Origin of the sequence: Phenylobacterium sp. (assembly GCF_044358365.1) — a bacterium.
Classification (GTDB): Bacteria; Pseudomonadota; Alphaproteobacteria; order Caulobacterales; family Caulobacteraceae; genus Phenylobacterium.
In genome coordinates this window covers 1-15,155 of record NZ_JBIKNZ010000014.1, presented here as the reverse complement: position 1 = coordinate 15,155, position 15,155 = coordinate 1, and the positions used below count along the sequence as shown (strand labels likewise).

Annotated in this window: 11 protein-coding genes; 9 read left to right on the top strand and 2 right to left on the bottom strand. The window is 63.4% G+C overall.

Going from position 1 to position 15,155, the window contains the following annotated elements; all coding sequences use genetic code 11:
• Position 1: 1 nt before the first annotated feature.
• Entirely contained in the window at positions 2-577 is a 576-nt protein-coding gene (locus tag ACIQ3B_RS05945; protein WP_397400588.1) for a DUF3501 family protein, read from the top strand.
• Positions 578-608: 31 nt separating this feature from the next.
• Entirely contained in the window at positions 609-1,217 is a 609-nt protein-coding gene (locus tag ACIQ3B_RS05940; protein WP_397400586.1) for a YceI family protein, read from the top strand.
• A gap of 64 nt (positions 1,218-1,281) precedes the next feature.
• Here the strand turns inward: ACIQ3B_RS05940 and ACIQ3B_RS05935 are convergent, their stop codons facing one another.
• Entirely contained in the window at positions 1,282-3,369 is a 2,088-nt protein-coding gene (locus ACIQ3B_RS05935; RefSeq protein WP_397400584.1) for a 3-hydroxyacyl-CoA dehydrogenase NAD-binding domain-containing protein, read from the bottom strand.
• Positions 3,370-3,546: 177 nt separating this feature from the next.
• On the opposite strand from ACIQ3B_RS05935, the gene ACIQ3B_RS05930 reads away from it, so the two are divergent.
• The 6 genes from ACIQ3B_RS05930 (at position 3,547) to ACIQ3B_RS05905 (ending at position 14,016) form a co-directional block, all read left to right on the top strand.
• Positions 3,547-4,326 (top strand): SDR family oxidoreductase, encoded by a 780-nt coding sequence (locus ACIQ3B_RS05930; RefSeq protein ID WP_397400582.1) that lies wholly within the window; start codon positions 3,547-3,549, stop codon positions 4,324-4,326.
• A gap of 441 nt (positions 4,327-4,767) precedes the next feature.
• Positions 4,768-10,302, top strand: coding sequence for a DUF3320 domain-containing protein (locus tag ACIQ3B_RS05925; protein WP_397400580.1), 5,535 nt, complete (start codon positions 4,768-4,770; stop codon positions 10,300-10,302).
• 133 nt (positions 10,303-10,435) lie between these two features.
• On the top strand, positions 10,436-12,637 hold the full coding sequence (locus ACIQ3B_RS05920) for a hypothetical protein (protein ID WP_397400578.1): 2,202 nt from the start codon (positions 10,436-10,438) through the stop codon (positions 12,635-12,637).
• 51 nt (positions 12,638-12,688) lie between these two features.
• Positions 12,689-13,411 carry a YdbH domain-containing protein gene (locus ACIQ3B_RS05915; protein WP_397400576.1) on the top strand — a complete coding sequence of 241 codons (723 nt, stop codon included), beginning with the start codon at positions 12,689-12,691 and terminating at the stop codon, positions 13,409-13,411.
• Between the two features lie 53 nt (positions 13,412-13,464).
• Positions 13,465-13,644, top strand: a complete 180-nt coding sequence (locus ACIQ3B_RS05910) for a YnbE family lipoprotein (protein WP_397400574.1) — start codon at positions 13,465-13,467, stop codon at positions 13,642-13,644.
• Positions 13,645-13,656: 12 nt separating this feature from the next.
• On the top strand, positions 13,657-14,016 hold the full coding sequence (locus ACIQ3B_RS05905; protein WP_397400572.1) for a YdbL family protein: 360 nt from the start codon (positions 13,657-13,659) through the stop codon (positions 14,014-14,016).
• Positions 14,017-14,064: 48 nt separating this feature from the next.
• On the opposite strand, the gene ACIQ3B_RS05900 is transcribed toward ACIQ3B_RS05905, so the two are convergent.
• The gene (locus tag ACIQ3B_RS05900) at positions 14,065-14,706 is read right to left on the bottom strand and encodes an SOUL family heme-binding protein (protein ID WP_397400570.1); all 642 of its coding nucleotides are present in this window, start codon (positions 14,704-14,706) and stop codon (positions 14,065-14,067) included.
• A gap of 115 nt (positions 14,707-14,821) precedes the next feature.
• On the opposite strand from ACIQ3B_RS05900, the gene ACIQ3B_RS05895 reads away from it, so the two are divergent.
• Entirely contained in the window at positions 14,822-15,022 is a 201-nt protein-coding gene (locus ACIQ3B_RS05895) for a hypothetical protein (RefSeq protein ID WP_397400568.1), read from the top strand.
• The last annotated feature ends 133 nt before the right edge of the window (positions 15,023-15,155 follow it).

Genomic DNA, 15,155 nt, shown 5'->3' with positions numbered 1-15,155 from the left:
TATGATCAAAAAAGAAGACCTGTTGCCTGACGCAGAGTTCGCAAAGCGTCGGAAGGAATGGCGGGCCGAGTTGCTGCCGTCCAAGCGGCTGCGCCGGGTGGCGCTGGGCCCCTATTGCACCTTCTATTTCGAGAGCTACGACACCATGCTCTTCCAGATCCAGGAGATGCTGCTGGTGGAAAAGGGTGGCGCGGCCCAGGTTCCCGACGAACTGGCCGCCTACAACCCGTTGATCCCCAATGGGTCCGAGCTGGTGGCCACGGTGATGTTCGAAATCGATGACCCGGTCCGGCGTGAAGCGCTGCTGGGGCGTCTCGGCGGCGCCGAGGACTGCTTCTTCCTGCAGGTTGGCGCCGACAAGGTGATGGGCGTTCCCGAAGGCGATGTCGAGCGCACCCGCGAGGATGGCAAGACCTCTGCGGTCCACTTCCTGAGGTTCCCGCTCAGCCCCGCCCATATCGCCGTGTTCCGCGATCCGGCCACCCAGATCATGGTGGGCTGCGAACATGAGCGGTACGGTCACCTGGCCGCACTTTCGCCGGCCAGTCGCGCAGAACTGACGCGGGATTTCGCGTAGGGTCAGACCCCGCAACCTCGAAAGGCCCCCCATGCGCCGCTCACCCCTGATCCTCGGCCTCACCGCCGCGTTCTGCCTTGCCTCCGTCGCCCAGGCCCAGATGACCAAGGTGCCCGCCGAGGTGAAGGCGGGCGCGTACAAACTCGACGCCAGCCATTCGAAAGTGACCTGGGCCGTCACCCACTTCGGCTTCTCCAGCTATGTGGGCCAGTTTCCGGATGTGAACGGGACGATGAAGCTCGACCCCGCCAACCTGGGCGCAACCGAACTTCATGTGACGATCGACACCACCAAGATCGGCACGCTGAACGCCACCCTCGACAAGAACCTGAAGGCGCCGGGCTTCCTGGACACGGCGAAGTTTCCGACGGCCTCGTTCAAATCAACCAAGGTCACCCGGACCGGCGACACGACCGCCGACATCCAGGGCGAGCTTACGCTGAAGGACGTCACCAAGCCGGTGACACTCAAGGCGGTGTTCAATCAGGCGGGCGCGAACCCGCTGGACAAGGTTTACTCACTGGGGTTTGCCGCGACCACCACGATCAAGCGGTCTGACTTTGGCGTCTCCGCCTACGTGCCGGCGATCGGTGACAACGTGACGCTGACCATCGACGTGGAATTCAAGGCGGTCCCGTAGCGCTGCGTGAAACTCATCGCGGGCAGATCACAGACCCGCCCGCGACGTTTCTGACCCTGGAGCCTCAGCCCTTCAGGTCGGAGAACTTCTTGCCCTCGGCGACCAGCTTTTCCAGAAGGGCGGCCGGCTTGAACTGATCGCCCATCTTGGCCTCGAACTCCTGCATCTTCTTCAGCACCACAGCCGGGCCGCCGATCAGGTCCCCGTAGAACATCGGCCCGCCGCGATAGACCGGCCAGCCGTAGCCGTTCACCCAGACCACATCGATGTCTGACGCCCGGATGGCCTTGCCTTCCTCGAGGATCTTCACCGCCTCATTGATCATCGGATAGATGCAACGCTCCAGGATTTCCTCATCGTCGATCTTGCGCGGGTTGGCGCCGGACTTGACGATGAAGTCGTGGATCACCTTCTCGGTGAAGGCGCTGGGCTGAGCGTTGCGGTTCTCGTCGTAGTCGTAGTAACCGGCGCCCGTCTTCTGGCCGCGGCGGTCGGCTTCGCACAGCACGTCGCGGATCGTCTCGCCGTTGGACTTTTCCTTCACCCAGCCGATATCGAGACCGGCAAGATCGCTCATGGCGAACGGGCCCATGGGGAAGCCGAAGTCGTAGAGCACGCGATCCACGTCCCAGGGCATGGCGCCTTCCAGCACCAGCTTCTGGGCTTCACGCTGGCGTTGACCCAGGATCCGGTTGCCCACGAAGCCGGGGCAGACACCCACCAGGGCGGCGATCTTGCCAATCTGCTTCGAGAGCTTCATCGAGGTCATGATCACGTCGTCCGCCGTATGGTCGGCGCGGACGATTTCCAGCAGCTTCATCACATTGGCCGGTGAGAAGAAGTGAAGGCCGATCACGTCCTGAGGACGCTTCGTCACCGAGGCGATCTCGTCAATATTGAGCCCGGACGTGTTGGTCGCCAGGATCGCGCCCGGCTTGCAGATAGCGTCCAGCTTCGTGAAGATGTCCTTCTTGATGTCCATCCGCTCGAACACGGCTTCGATCACCAGATCGACGTCCGCAAACGCCTCTTCCATGGAGAGCGAGCCGGTGATCAGGCTGATCCGCTTGGCCGTCTCCTCGGGCTTGGCGGTGCGCGAGCGCTCATAGTTGCTACGGATGGTGGCCAGGCCCTTGTCCAGCGGCGCCTGTTGCTGCTCGACGATCACCACCGGGATGCCGACGTTGGCGAAGTTCATCGCGATCCCGCCGCCCATGGTGCCTGCACCGATCACGCCCACCTTCTTGATCGGCCTGAGCGGAATGTCATCGGCGATGCCGGGGATCTTCTGGGCCTGACGCTCGGCAAAGAAGTAGTAGCGCTGCGCCGCCGACTGGCTGCCCATCATCAGTTCGCCGAACAGCTTGCGCTCGGCCTTCAGGCCTTCGTCGAAGCTGGCCGAATTCACCGCCGCCTCGATGCACTTGATGTTGGCTTCCGGCGCGGCGAAGCCCCGGAACTTGCGGGCGTTAGCCTTGCGGAACGCCGCGAAGATCTCCGGCTTGCCCCTGGCGGCCTCGAGCTTCGTGTTGTTCTCGCTGATCTTCACCAGTGGCTTGTTCTCGGCAACGCACTTGTTGGCGAAGGCCAGGGCGGCTTCCTTAAGTTTGCCCTCTTCTGCCAGCTCATCGACCAGACCCAGCTTCGCAGCCTCCGGCGCCGGCACATGGCGGCCGGACGTCATCATCTCCAGCGCGGTCTCGACGCCGACCACCCGGGGCAGACGCTGGGTGCCGCCGGCGCCCGGCAGCAGACCAAGCGCCACTTCCGGCAGGCCCAGGCGGGCCGACGGAACAGCCACGCGGTAGTGGGCGCACAGCGCCACTTCCAGCCCGCCGCCCAGCGCCGTGCCGTGGATCGCAGCCACCACGGGAACCTTGGCGTTCTCCATCATGTCCTGAACGTCGAACAGCGAGGCGGTCGGCGTTCCCGCCGCCGCGCCAAACTCGCTGATGTCGGCGCCGGCGATGAAGGTGCGACCCTCGCAGATCAGCACGATGGCCTTGGCGTCGGACGCGCCCGCCGCCTTGAAGCCGTCATACAGGCCCTGACGGACATTGCCCGACAGCGCATTCACCGGCGGTGAGTTGAGGGTGATCACGGCGACATCGCCGTCGTGGGTGAGCGTGGTCACCGAATTGATCTCGGTCATGGGGCGTCCTCAATCTGGTTGCGGGCCGCACGTTGGAAACCCTGGCGGCCTCTGAATTCAAACGCTTGTTATAGGCCCCGCCGGGCGGGTCAAAGTCAAATGTGCAGCAAGGCTTTGCACGACGCGCCTATGGACTATGAAGGCGGTTCAAAGGGACGAAACAAAGAGGAACTGCGCATGGGCTCGAACCTGTTTTCACTGGACGGCAAGGTGGCGCTTGTCACCGGCGGCTCGCGCGGCATCGGCAAGATGATCGCCAAGGGCTACCTCGAGGCCGGCGCCGCCAAGGTCTATATCTCCTCACGCAAGGCGCCAGCTTGCCTTGAGACCGCCGAGGAGCTGGGACCCCGGTGCATCGCCCTGCCGCAGGATGTGTCCACCGTGGACGGCTGCAAGGCCCTGTCCACCGCCTACCTGGCCAGGGAGGACAAGCTCGACATCCTGCTCAACAACGCCGGCGCCGCCTGGGGCGCCGACTTTGATGAATTCCCCGAGAGCGGCTGGGACAAGGTCGTCGACCTGAACCTGAAGTCGCCTTTCTTCCTGACCCAGGCCCTGCACGGCGCCCTGACGAAGGCGGGTACGCATGAGCGTCCCTCCAAGGTGATCAATGTGGCCTCTATCGACGGCATCCGCCTGAACCCGCAGGAGACCTATTCCTACCACGCCTCCAAGGCCGGCCTGATCTACCTGACCCGCCGGATGGCGGCGCGGCTGATCCAGGACAACATCGTCATGAGCGCCATCGCGCCCGGCGCCTTCGCGTCCGAAATGAACAAGGTTGCCCGCGACCAGGGCGACGAGATCGCCAAGCGGATCCCCGGCCGCCGGATTGGCACGGACGAGGATATGCAGGGCGTGGCCATCTACCTGGCCAGCCGCGCCGGGGACTATGTGGTGGGAGAGACCATCGCTGTGGACGGCGGCGTCTCGATGGCAAGTTTCGGGGGGCTTTAGGGGGCCGGGAAGATCAACCCCGGACGACACCGAAAACACGGACGCGCGCCGGGTGGCGAATGTGTTCCGAGAACCCCAGGACTGTCGCCTGGCCCGGGGGACGTTATCCCTGATTTGTCAGGAGACACCGGACACGTTTGTCACAAGTGGCTGTGTAGCTGCTGTGTAGTTTGGTGGCCCGGAGGCCATCGCCCCACAGGCACCGGTTTCCTATGGATGCAGGGTGAACCCCGCGGGTGTAAGGACATCAACTGAGTATCGTCTCCTTGGGCACCCCCAAACCCCACTATCTCAACCGTACGGCGGTAAAGCAGGCAAAGACTATCAGATGGCGTTTTCCGTGCATAAGGTGTTGTCGGTCGCATGAGCCGCGATGCGTTCGAATGCGGAGCGTCGTTGGAAGGAATTTTGATTTGGGCAATCGAGTGGGTTGATTGAGGCATGGAACATGAGCGGGGGCGCCTCATTGACCTTATCGACTACGTCGAGGCCACTGAGAGAGACAAGCTGAAGACAGTCCTTGATGCGACGCAGCACAAAGGATTTTTCTACGCAGAGACCGACCTGGCCGACCTGCCGGGGGTCGCGCTGGACCGTGAACTTAGCGATGATGTGATCTGGCTTCAGGTCGATCGCCTTGCGAAAATTTCGCCGCCGTCGCCATCAGACGATGAGTTGAAGCTCTGGTTGTCCCTCCGCGACAACCCTGATCAGCCGCCAAAATTGACCTCGGAAATCCCCAGCGCGCCGCTTTTCGCAGCTGGCCTGATGGAAGGGGACGACGGTCCGGCATCGATCCGTCTCGAAGACTACGTACACGCAGTCCGCGTCAGGACAGCGTTCGAGACTTTTGTGAACGGCGTTTGGGAATTATGGGCGGTGGCGGAGCGCCCACGCCGAAAGTCGATCGCGCTTTACAACGCCCTGTTCGGGCTGCGCCAGATGCTTGAAGGCGGCACGGAGACCCCGGTTGAGCTAGTTTGCGGCATTGGCTTTTCAACCTTGTTCAAGGCCAATCAGAGGATGCGATACCCGCTGCTAACGGTGCAGCTTGAAATCGCGCTCAACGATTTTTCTCACGCGATCGAAGTCCGCCCGAGGATGGAGGCGATACCTGGCATCGAGGCGGACGTCCTCGACAAGCTTGAATTGGCCTCGGTGAATGAGTGGCAAAGCTTTGCGACCAAGAGTTTGGCGGCGCTCGAGGACGAGCCTCTGTCGCCCTTTGCGCCGGAAAGTTTTGAGCCCTGCCTACGACGTGCTGTCGCGCTCCTCGACCCCGATGCGGTCTATCTGCCAGACAGCAGAGATCCGGATGATCGATCGATCCCAGCTGTCGAGCCAACTCTGCAAGTCAGTGACGTTTTCGCATTCTTCCAACGCGAACGACGGGCCACCCAACTTATGGAGGATCTTCGTCGATTCCGGGTTCTGATCGAAGGCGCCGAGGATGATATCGACTTCCCGGAGGCCATTACCGCGGTCATCACTGAGCCGGCAAACGGTCCGAGCAGCGAAGATTACCCGACATTCAGGGGCATTTCGACGATCCCCGGTGTGACCTCATCGACGTCCGGCCAGGACCTATTTTTTCCTAAGCCTTTCAACCGCGAACAAGTCGAGGTCGTGCAGCGCTTGGCCCTAAGGCCTGGTGTCGTCGTTCAAGGCCCGCCCGGTACGGGTAAGACCCATACGATCGCCAACATCATCAGCCATTATCTGGCGCTTGGAAAACGGGTGCTAGTCACCTCGCAGAAGGCGCCTGCCCTCCGGGTGTTGCGGGATCAGCTGCCAGCCGCCGTAAGACCTCTGGCCGTGAGCCTGCTCGACAGCGATCGGGACGGCCTCAAACAATTCCAAGAGTCAGTCGATATTATCGCCGAGCGGCTGCAGCGCACGAAACGGCACGAATTGGCTCGAGAGATCCAGGACCTGGAAGTTCAAATTGACAATCTCCATCGCAAGCTGGCGCGGATCGACAAGGAGGTCGATGAGATTGGCCGCAGCGCTACGGCTACGATTGATCTGGACGGCGAGGCCGTCGATCCGCTGAACGCTGCGCGGGAAGTCGCTGCGAACGTCGAACGATCCGAGTGGATCGAGGATGCCATTGCGCCTGACCCCCAGTTCGCCCCGGCCTTCTCGGACAGTGACATCATCGCGCTTAGGCAAGCACGGCAGCAAATCGGTTCGGACCTAGGCTACCTCTCGGTCAAACTGCCGAGGCAAGAGGACTTCCCCGACGATAAGGCTCTGATCTCAGTTCACCGAGATCTTTCGAGATCAGAAAATTTGCGCCGGCAAATATCGACTGGCGAGCTGATGGAACTCGCGGATCAGGCATCCGAAACGCTTGCCCTTGCTTCGCAGCTCCTCGCAGATTTAAAAGCGCTCGCAAAAGGCCGGCACGCGATCACCTCGTCCAGCTTTGCCTGGTCTGACCAGGCGACCAGCGCCCTCCGCCGCAATCCTCTCGAAGAGGGCTATCAGGTTCTGGCTGCGATGGAGCCGGAAATTAGTGCGTTGTGCGAGGACGCCCGACACTTTCTATCCCGCCCAATCGACCTGCCGGAAGGGACGCTGGACGACCAAAAGCTGCTGGAAGCCATCGACCGTTGTGCGAAGGGCGAGCCGCCTGTGGGCGCGGTCGCCGGCTTATTTGCGTCGTCCCTGAAAGCTCGGCTTTCCGCCATTCGGATCGTTGGCGAAAAGCCTCGCACTGCGTCCGAATGGGCTGAGGTCATCCGATATATCGAGAGCCTCGCGCGCGCTAAGAAGCTCAAGCTAAGCTGGAACCACGCGGCGCCCCACACCTGTGCCGACATCGTGAGCATTGATGGCCTGGCTGTCCCGCGCCTGCTCAAGGGGCAACTCGATCAGTTTGCTGCGATCCGAACACTGATCGAGACCGAGGCCCAGCTTGAGTCTCTCGCCTCACGCCTCCTGCCGCGCTGGACGACACCCATTTCCGGCGATCCCGCAGCGACGACAGTACTGATTGAGACGATCGAAAGTCATCTTCTGCGCGAGCGACTGGCACAAGCGGAAGCGACGCGCCGACGTTTGATTGACGGCTTGAAGCCCTGCGGCGGCGAAGTCAGCGCTCTATTTCGCACCTGCTTGCTCGATCAACTTGGAAACCCGGAGATTGATGATGCGGCTCTGCGCAGAGAGTGGGGCGCACTCAGACTGACACTGGACAGTCTCGTAAAAAAGCAGCCGGCGTTTGAGACCGTTTCGCGGGTTTCCGCTCTGATCGAAGACTCTGGGGCGAGTCGTTGGGCCACGCTGGTGCGCAGCGAGGCAGTTGTCGGACAGACCGATCCATGGACGCCAGGGGATTGGGAGGAGCGCTGGCGCCTTAAGAGACTTGGAGCTTGGCTGGCTAAAATAGACCGGCACGGGCGTCTCCGGGCGCTGGGCGTCGAGCGGACGAGTAGTGAGACCACGCTTAAAGAGGCCTATGAGCGATCCATCGAGCTAAAAACCTGGCTTGAGCTGCGCACGAAGGCGACCGACAGCGTCCAATCGGCCCTAGCGGCCTATGCCGACGCTGTGCGCCGGATCGGCCGGGGCACAGGCAAGCGGGCCGCGCGATACCGGCGTGATGCGCGAGCAGCGTCCGATAGAGCTAAGTCGGCCCTCCCGTGCTGGATCATGCCCCACTACCGCGTATCGGAGTCCTTGCCTGCGGACCTGGGTCTGTTCGATCTGGTCATTGTCGATGAGGCGTCACAATCGACCGTCGCCGCCCTCCCCGCACTCCTTCGGGCAAAACAGATTCTCATCGTGGGCGATGATCGCCAAGTCAGCCCCGAACATGTCGGCCGCGATCAGGAGCGTGCGGATGAGCTGGCGCGTCGGCATCTTTCCGAGCAGGTGGTCGACTACCGGTCGGCCTTGCGTGAGGAACAATCGCTGTACGATCTCGGCAAAGTCGTCTTCGCCGGCGGCGCCATCATGCTTTCCGAGCATTTCCGGTGCGTGGCGCCAATCATCGAGTTTTCAAAGGCCCAGTTCTACAGCCACCGGCTGCTGCCCTTGAGGCTGCCGACAGCCTCTCAAAGGCTAGACCCGCCGCTGATCGATATTCTGGTTGAAGATGGATACCGCAAGGGGAAGACCAATCCGCCCGAGGCCGATTGCATCGTCAGCGAAATCCGCAAGATCGTCGATGACCCCGCGATGGCCAAGCGGACGATCGGGGTCACTACCCTTCTCGGGCAAGAGCAGGCGGCCCTCATCTACAGCCGTGTAGAGCAGGATATCGGCACGGAGTTGATGGAGAAGCATCACATCCGGGTGGGTGATCCAACGGCGTTTCAGGGCGACGAGCGTGACATCATGTTCGTGTCCCTCGTGGCTGAAAAGCAAGATTCACCCCTGTCAGGCACCGGGTACGAGCAGCGGTTCAATGTCGCGACCTCACGAGCCCGAGACCGAATGATTCTTGTTCGCTCCGTAGAGCTCGAAGACCTTCGCTCCAGTGACAAACTGCGGCGCGCGCTGCTCGAACATTTCAGGGCGCCGTTTGCCAGCGAGGGCAAGTCAGCGGTCAGCCGGCGTGAACGCTGCGAGTCTGGGTTTGAGACCGAAATGTTCGATATGTTGGCTGAACGCGGCTATCGGATCGACACCCAGGTTCCCGTGGGCAATTTCCGCATCGATCTGGTCGTCGAAGGCGAAAATGATCGCCGGCTCGCCATCGAATGCGACGGCGACCGCTACCACGGACCGGACAAATGGTCCGATGACATGGTTCGCCAACGAATTCTGGAGCGGGCTGGTTGGGAAATCTGGCGCTGTTTCGCGTCGCGCTTCGTTCGCGACCGCGACGGGGTCATCACAGAACTGCTCGCGTTGCTCCAGGAACGAGGGATTGAGCCCGTCGGCAGCGGCGATGGATGGGTGAGCCGCCACACGGAACTCCGTCGCTGGAGCACCCCGACCATTGGCTTTCAAGAAATTGAACCAGAGTCTGAATCGCCCGATACGACAGAGACGGAAGTCATTGCGGCCTCACCGGCTTCAGATGCTTCGGCCGATGACACCGTGCGGTCGAAACCGATCAGTCAGATCATCGATCAGCAACAATCCCGAGTGACGGAAGGTCTGGTCCAGCGAGAGATCCTTCACCTGCTCAGCGATGGCAAACCCTGGACGAATGCCGAAATCAAACGGGCGCTCTCAGAGAGTTTGCCGCTCTCTGACGCGGACCGAGCCAGGGCAAATTTCCGACCGAATGAAGAAAAATGGCAAGAGCTGGTCAACAACGCCCTGTCTGCTGCGCGTGGAAATTCGCTTCATGCCAAGGGCTTGATCCAGAGCGGCGGACGCGGCGTCCACATCCTTGCGGGCGTGCAAGCTGATGATGCTGGCGCTGATGAGCGGAGCAACCCTGTTGTTGTAACGTTTGGCGCGCCAGTGGAACGATCAGGCGGCGTTACGGTAACCCAACCATCAAACTTCGAGGTGTACCGCGCCGCCGACTTCCGCGCCTCGGGGCTGACGCCGGACCCGGAAAATCTCTACGACGAAGCCTATGCGCAGACGCTCCGCAAGCTTGTGTCGCACATCATTTCGGTCGAGGGGCCGATCTACGACGACGTCTTGGCAGTCCGTATCGCCCGGGCACACGGCAAAGATCGCACGGGAACGATCATCCGCAATCTTGCGCTGGAAGCCGTCGAAGACCGTTTTCCTAGAACCCGTGAGGATGACAGGGTCCTCTTCTGGCCGGAGGGTGCAGCGCCGGACGCTCCTGTTCCTTTCCGAAAGTCTATCGACGGAATGAGGAGCCATTCCGACATACCGTTTGCTGAACTCGCCAGCATCGCGGCGCCGGATATTCGGGCCGGGCTATCAAATGAGCTCATCCTGCAAAGGATGACCGATACGTTCGGCCTAGCTAGGCTGCGGCAGGCCACGCGAGCACGTTTCTTGGCCGCGATAGAGATTGCACGGCGGGATCGCTAGAGACGCGGGCAATAGCATCAAACCGCCTCGGAGCCAGATCTCATCCTCTCCACCAGGTTCTTTGCGGCGATAGCGCATCGTTTCGCCGCGTTGTGCGCTATCTTGGGTTCAACGTCCTCAGAGCCCCTCACGCTTGACCGAGCCCAAGCCCTGCCCGTTCCGCATCCTGAGATGGATTGCCGCACTGATCTGCGTCGGTCTGGTGCTGCTCGCCGGTGCGTTGTGGCTGAACCGGCGGGCGCTGGCGCGGGACGCGTTGACGGATTGGTTGCAGGCACGGGACCTTCCCTCCGAGGCCGAGGTCGAGGCGTTTGGGCCAAATACATTGGTTGCGCGGCTGCGGGTCGGCGATCCGCGCAATCCGGAGTTTTCCACCGAGCGGGCCGAGGTGCGGTTTCGCCCGACCCTGGCCGGGGTGAAGGTGGTTTCGGTCACGCTGCGCAAGCCCGTTTTGCGGGTCTCGGTGCGGGACGGTCGTCTGGCGTTCGGCCGGCTGGATCCCCTTGTCCAGGAGATCCTGCGCCAGCCACCCAGTGAGACCCTGCCCCGTTTCAGCGTTGATGACGGCATGCTGGTGCTGACCACGGAGTATGGCCCCGTCAGCCTGACCGGCGACGTTCTGTTTGACGGTAACCGGCTGAAGACGCTCACCGCTGGCGCCGGGCCGACCCGGCTCAGGGGGGCGGGGTTCGACGTCACGGCGCGGTCCGCTGCCCTCAGCCTGGTCACCGCGAACGCCGGTGTTGACCTGACCGTCTCGGCTGATGCCCCGCTGGTTACACTTGATGCGATCAGGATGTACAACTCCAGGATGACTCTAAGGGCGCGGGTCCCCTATCCGGATCGCAGGACCGGCCGCCTCGATGGCCCGGTGACGACGCGGGCGGAGATCATCAGCCTGCAGCTCGTCAGACCCGGGCAAAGCCTCGACCAGGGCGCGCTGTCGGCAGAGCTTGTCGGCCAGATGACGGGCGGCCTCGCAGACCTGGCCCTAAAGGGCGAGATTGGCGCCCGATTGACGGCGGCGTCCGCAAAGGCGGGCACGTCGGTGGCTAAGGGGGTTCAGGCCACGGCGAGCGCGCCTGACTTCAACTGGTCACGCAAGGGCGGCGACCGGCTGGCCGCCACAGTGAAGCTTGCAGGCGGCCTGGAGGCTATGTCGGCCGGCGACCTTGCGCTTGCGGCGGTCACGGTCCGGGGTTCCGGGCCCGTGACGCTGGCGGCGGCTGGACCCACGGCGCGGCTGGCGATCTCCGCGAACTTTCGTGGCGGCTGGCGCGGCGGCGGGGCGGTGACCGCCCTCGACAGCCCCCAGGTCGCCGCCGTCAAGCGCGCGGCGCGCGGCTTCCGGGTGAGCGCGCCGGATGTGGCGCTGACCTATGGCGACAGGCTGGGCGTGACCCTGGGACGGCCAGCCACCCTGATCCCGGATCGTGGCGGGCTGGTGCGCCTTTCGCCCGTCTCGGGTCGTCCGCTGATCGGGCCCCGGGGCGGGGCGTTCCGACTGCAGACGGATGGCGGCGGTCTGCCTTTGATCGATGCCGATGTCTCCCGGCTTGCCGTCACTGATGGCGTGGTCACAGCCGACGGGCGGCTGCGGGCCGGGGGGGCGGCCGGCCCGGTGGAGGGCGGCTCGCTCGATGCGGCCGGACGGCTGGTGCTTGCCTCGGGCGAACTGCGTTTCCAGCCGGATCGATGTGTCCTGCTGAAGGCGACCCGGCTGGAGTTCGGGGCCAACGACATTGACTCACCATCTGCCCGCCTGTGCGCCGCTGGTGGTCCCTTGTTCGCCGCCCGGGGCGGCAGCTGGCGTCTGGCGGGCCGCCTGGAGGCGGCCGCTGCGACCGCGACATTCGCCCAGGCCCAGGTCGACGGCGCCGCCGCCACCCTGGAGGCCACCTTCCTGAACGGTCGCGTCAACGTCCGGACCCGGGTCGCCTCCGCCATGATCCGCGACACCGCGCCCGAGGCGCGGTTTAACCCCCTTGTGCTTAGTGGCGACATCTCCTTGACCGACTTCGTCTGGCAAGCAAAGCTGGCCGCACGGTTGCCGGGCGGTCTGTCCATTGGTCATGTCGACTTGACGCATGACATGGGGCTGGGTTTCGGCCTTGCCGTGCTCGATACCGATGTGCTGCGCTTCGCGCCGGAGGGCCTGCAACCCATCCAGTTGTCGCCACTGGCGGCAGCCATCGGATCGCCTGCCGTGGGCTCGGCGCGATTCCAGGGGCGGTTCGAATGGGCTCGGCAGGGCGCCGGAAGCCAGGGCGTCCTGACGGTTCCGGGACTGGACTTCCAGAGCGCCGCCGGCGCGGTCACCGGCCTGAGAGGCTAGATCCTGTTCATTGGCCTCGCACCCCTGGTCGCGGCCCCGGGACAGGAACTGGTGATTGATCGGGTCGAGTCCGTTCTCGCGTTTACCGCCCTTCGCGCCCGTTTTGGACTGGCCGACAACCTGTTGAGGATCGCTGGCGGCGAGGCGACCGTGGGCGGCGGCAAGATCCGGGTTGAAAGCCTGGAGTACCCCCTTACGCCGGACGTCCCGACAAGGGGTGTCCTGATCTTCGAAGGGGTGCAGCTTCATGACCTCGTCGAGGCCTCTCCGTTCGGCGACAAGATGGAGCTGGACGCCAGGGTCAGCGGACGCATGGCGTTCGAGACCCGCGATGGACGGCTGCGCATTACCGGCGGGGAACTGAAGGCCGACCAGCCCGGCCGCATATCGATCGACCGTACAGCGCTGACCGGTATTCAGACCGCCGGCGCGGCGCCGGCCGTCGCCTCGGCCAACGACACCTTCACCGACTTCGCCTACCAGGCGATGGAGAACCTGGCCTTCGACAAACTGGACGCCACCCTGGCCAGCCGCGAGGACGGGCGGCTAGGCGTCCTGTTCCACATCGTCGGGCGCCACGACCCGCCGCAGAAGCAACGGATCCGGCTGAGCATCATGGACATCATCCAGAAGCGCTTCATTGGCCGAAAGTTGCCGCTTCCGTCTGGAACCGGCGTAAACCTCACGCTCGACACGTCCCTGAATCTGGACGACCTGCTGGCCGATTACGCAGAGTATCGGAACCTTCACGGTTCAGGTCCAGTTCAGCCCTAGACCGTCACACTGGAGGCCATGATGAGAGATTCGCCCACCAAGGGGACCGCCACATGAGAGCAAAGCTGATCGCGCTCGCCGGCCTGACACTCGTCGGCCTTACAGCGTGTACGCCCACTGTCCGGGTGGAGGTCGCCCCGATCACGATTTACGCCAAGCTGGATGCCAATGTCCGGCTGCAGCTGGACGAGGACGTCAAGGCCTTGATCAGCAAGAACCCGAACCTGTTTTAAGGAGACATGACCATGCAGGGACGTGACTTCTTCAATGTCGGCGCCGCCGTGATGGCCGCGCTGGCCCTGACACCCGCCGCCGCATTCGCGATGGACGCCAAGTCTGTCGTGGACGCCGCCAAGACGGCCGGCATCGTTGGCGAGCAGGCCGACGGTTTTCTGGGCTTTGTGAAGCCCTCTTCGGACCCCGCGCTGAAAGGCGCGGTGCAGGAGATCAATGAAGGCCGCGACGCGCTCTACCGCCAGGCGGCCGCAAAGAACGGCGTGTCCGTCGAGGTGGCCGGAGCGTCAGCCTACACCACGGTGGTCCAGGCCCGGATCAAACCGGGTGAGCACTACAAGCCCAATGGCGGCGGCTGGATGGTGAAATAGCGCGTTTCCCCGGCCGGCGCGTGGTCGGTCGGGGGGGCGGCCCCTCACTCAGCGAGGAGTAATGGGCAGCGCGACCTCATTGCGCCGCATTGGCGGCAGGGTCCAGGGCGGGTCATAGAACCAGGTGACCGGCGCGCCTGCCACGGTCCATCCCAGGGCCGCGACCTTCGCCTTCAGGTCATCCGTCTTGCTCGCGACCGTGCCGCGACCCGCGAGGCCCGAGAACCGCAGCACGGCGAACCGCTGCGCAGGCAGTTCGGTGATGCGGACGAGAGCGCTGTTGGGTTTGGGCAAGGTCGCCAGCGTGTACTTGGCCGGCATGAAGAACTGAACCTTCCACTCGCCGCCCTGGCCGGCGGACTGGGCGACCGGCGCCGTCATGGCGATTGTCTCGGCGCGAGCCGGGGACTGGGCGACCGGAGAGGTCATGGCGATGGCGGCGCGGCCCTGGTTGGCCCCGAAAATGTAACCGGCGATCACGCGAAATCCCTGGTTCCGCGCCGAAACCTCGTCGCCTTTCACCGTCGTTTCCGCGACCAGCCTCGGGCTGTACTGCCGAAGTTCAACGCCTCCGGATCGTTCCAGAACGGTGTAGGTCGGTTGCTCGGTGGCCGCTCGGGCCATACCGGACGGGAGCACCGTAGCCAGGGCGCCGGCCGTCAGAGCGCCAAGTCTTGTGAAATCCATCATCTCTCCGATTTCGGGATAGACCTCGAGCGCGGCCCGTGAGACCCAACGCAGCTATGATTGCGCCGGTTCCTGCCCAATGTAGATGGCTGCATCACGCCAGTCCAATGGTCGGGCGATGAGCTCCGTCGACACGGCCGCCATGGCGACCGCTCTGGCGCTGATGGGGCAATATGGCGATGACGCCGAAGTCATCGCCATGCTGAGGGCGGCCGAGTATGCCGCCATGGGCGATGTCGATGGTCTGGCCCAATGGGACCAGATCCTGGCGTGCCTGGCCAGGCTCTCGGACGGCGTTATGACCGATCAGCTGAACTGAAGCTCAGACGCCGCCGAGCTGGGCTTTCCGCTGGCGTCGCCGCCGCGTCAGGATGTGCTCGGTATAGCCGTTGGGCTGTTCGCGGCCCTCGAACACCAGTTCAAGCGCGGCCTGAAACGCCACGCTGTCCGGA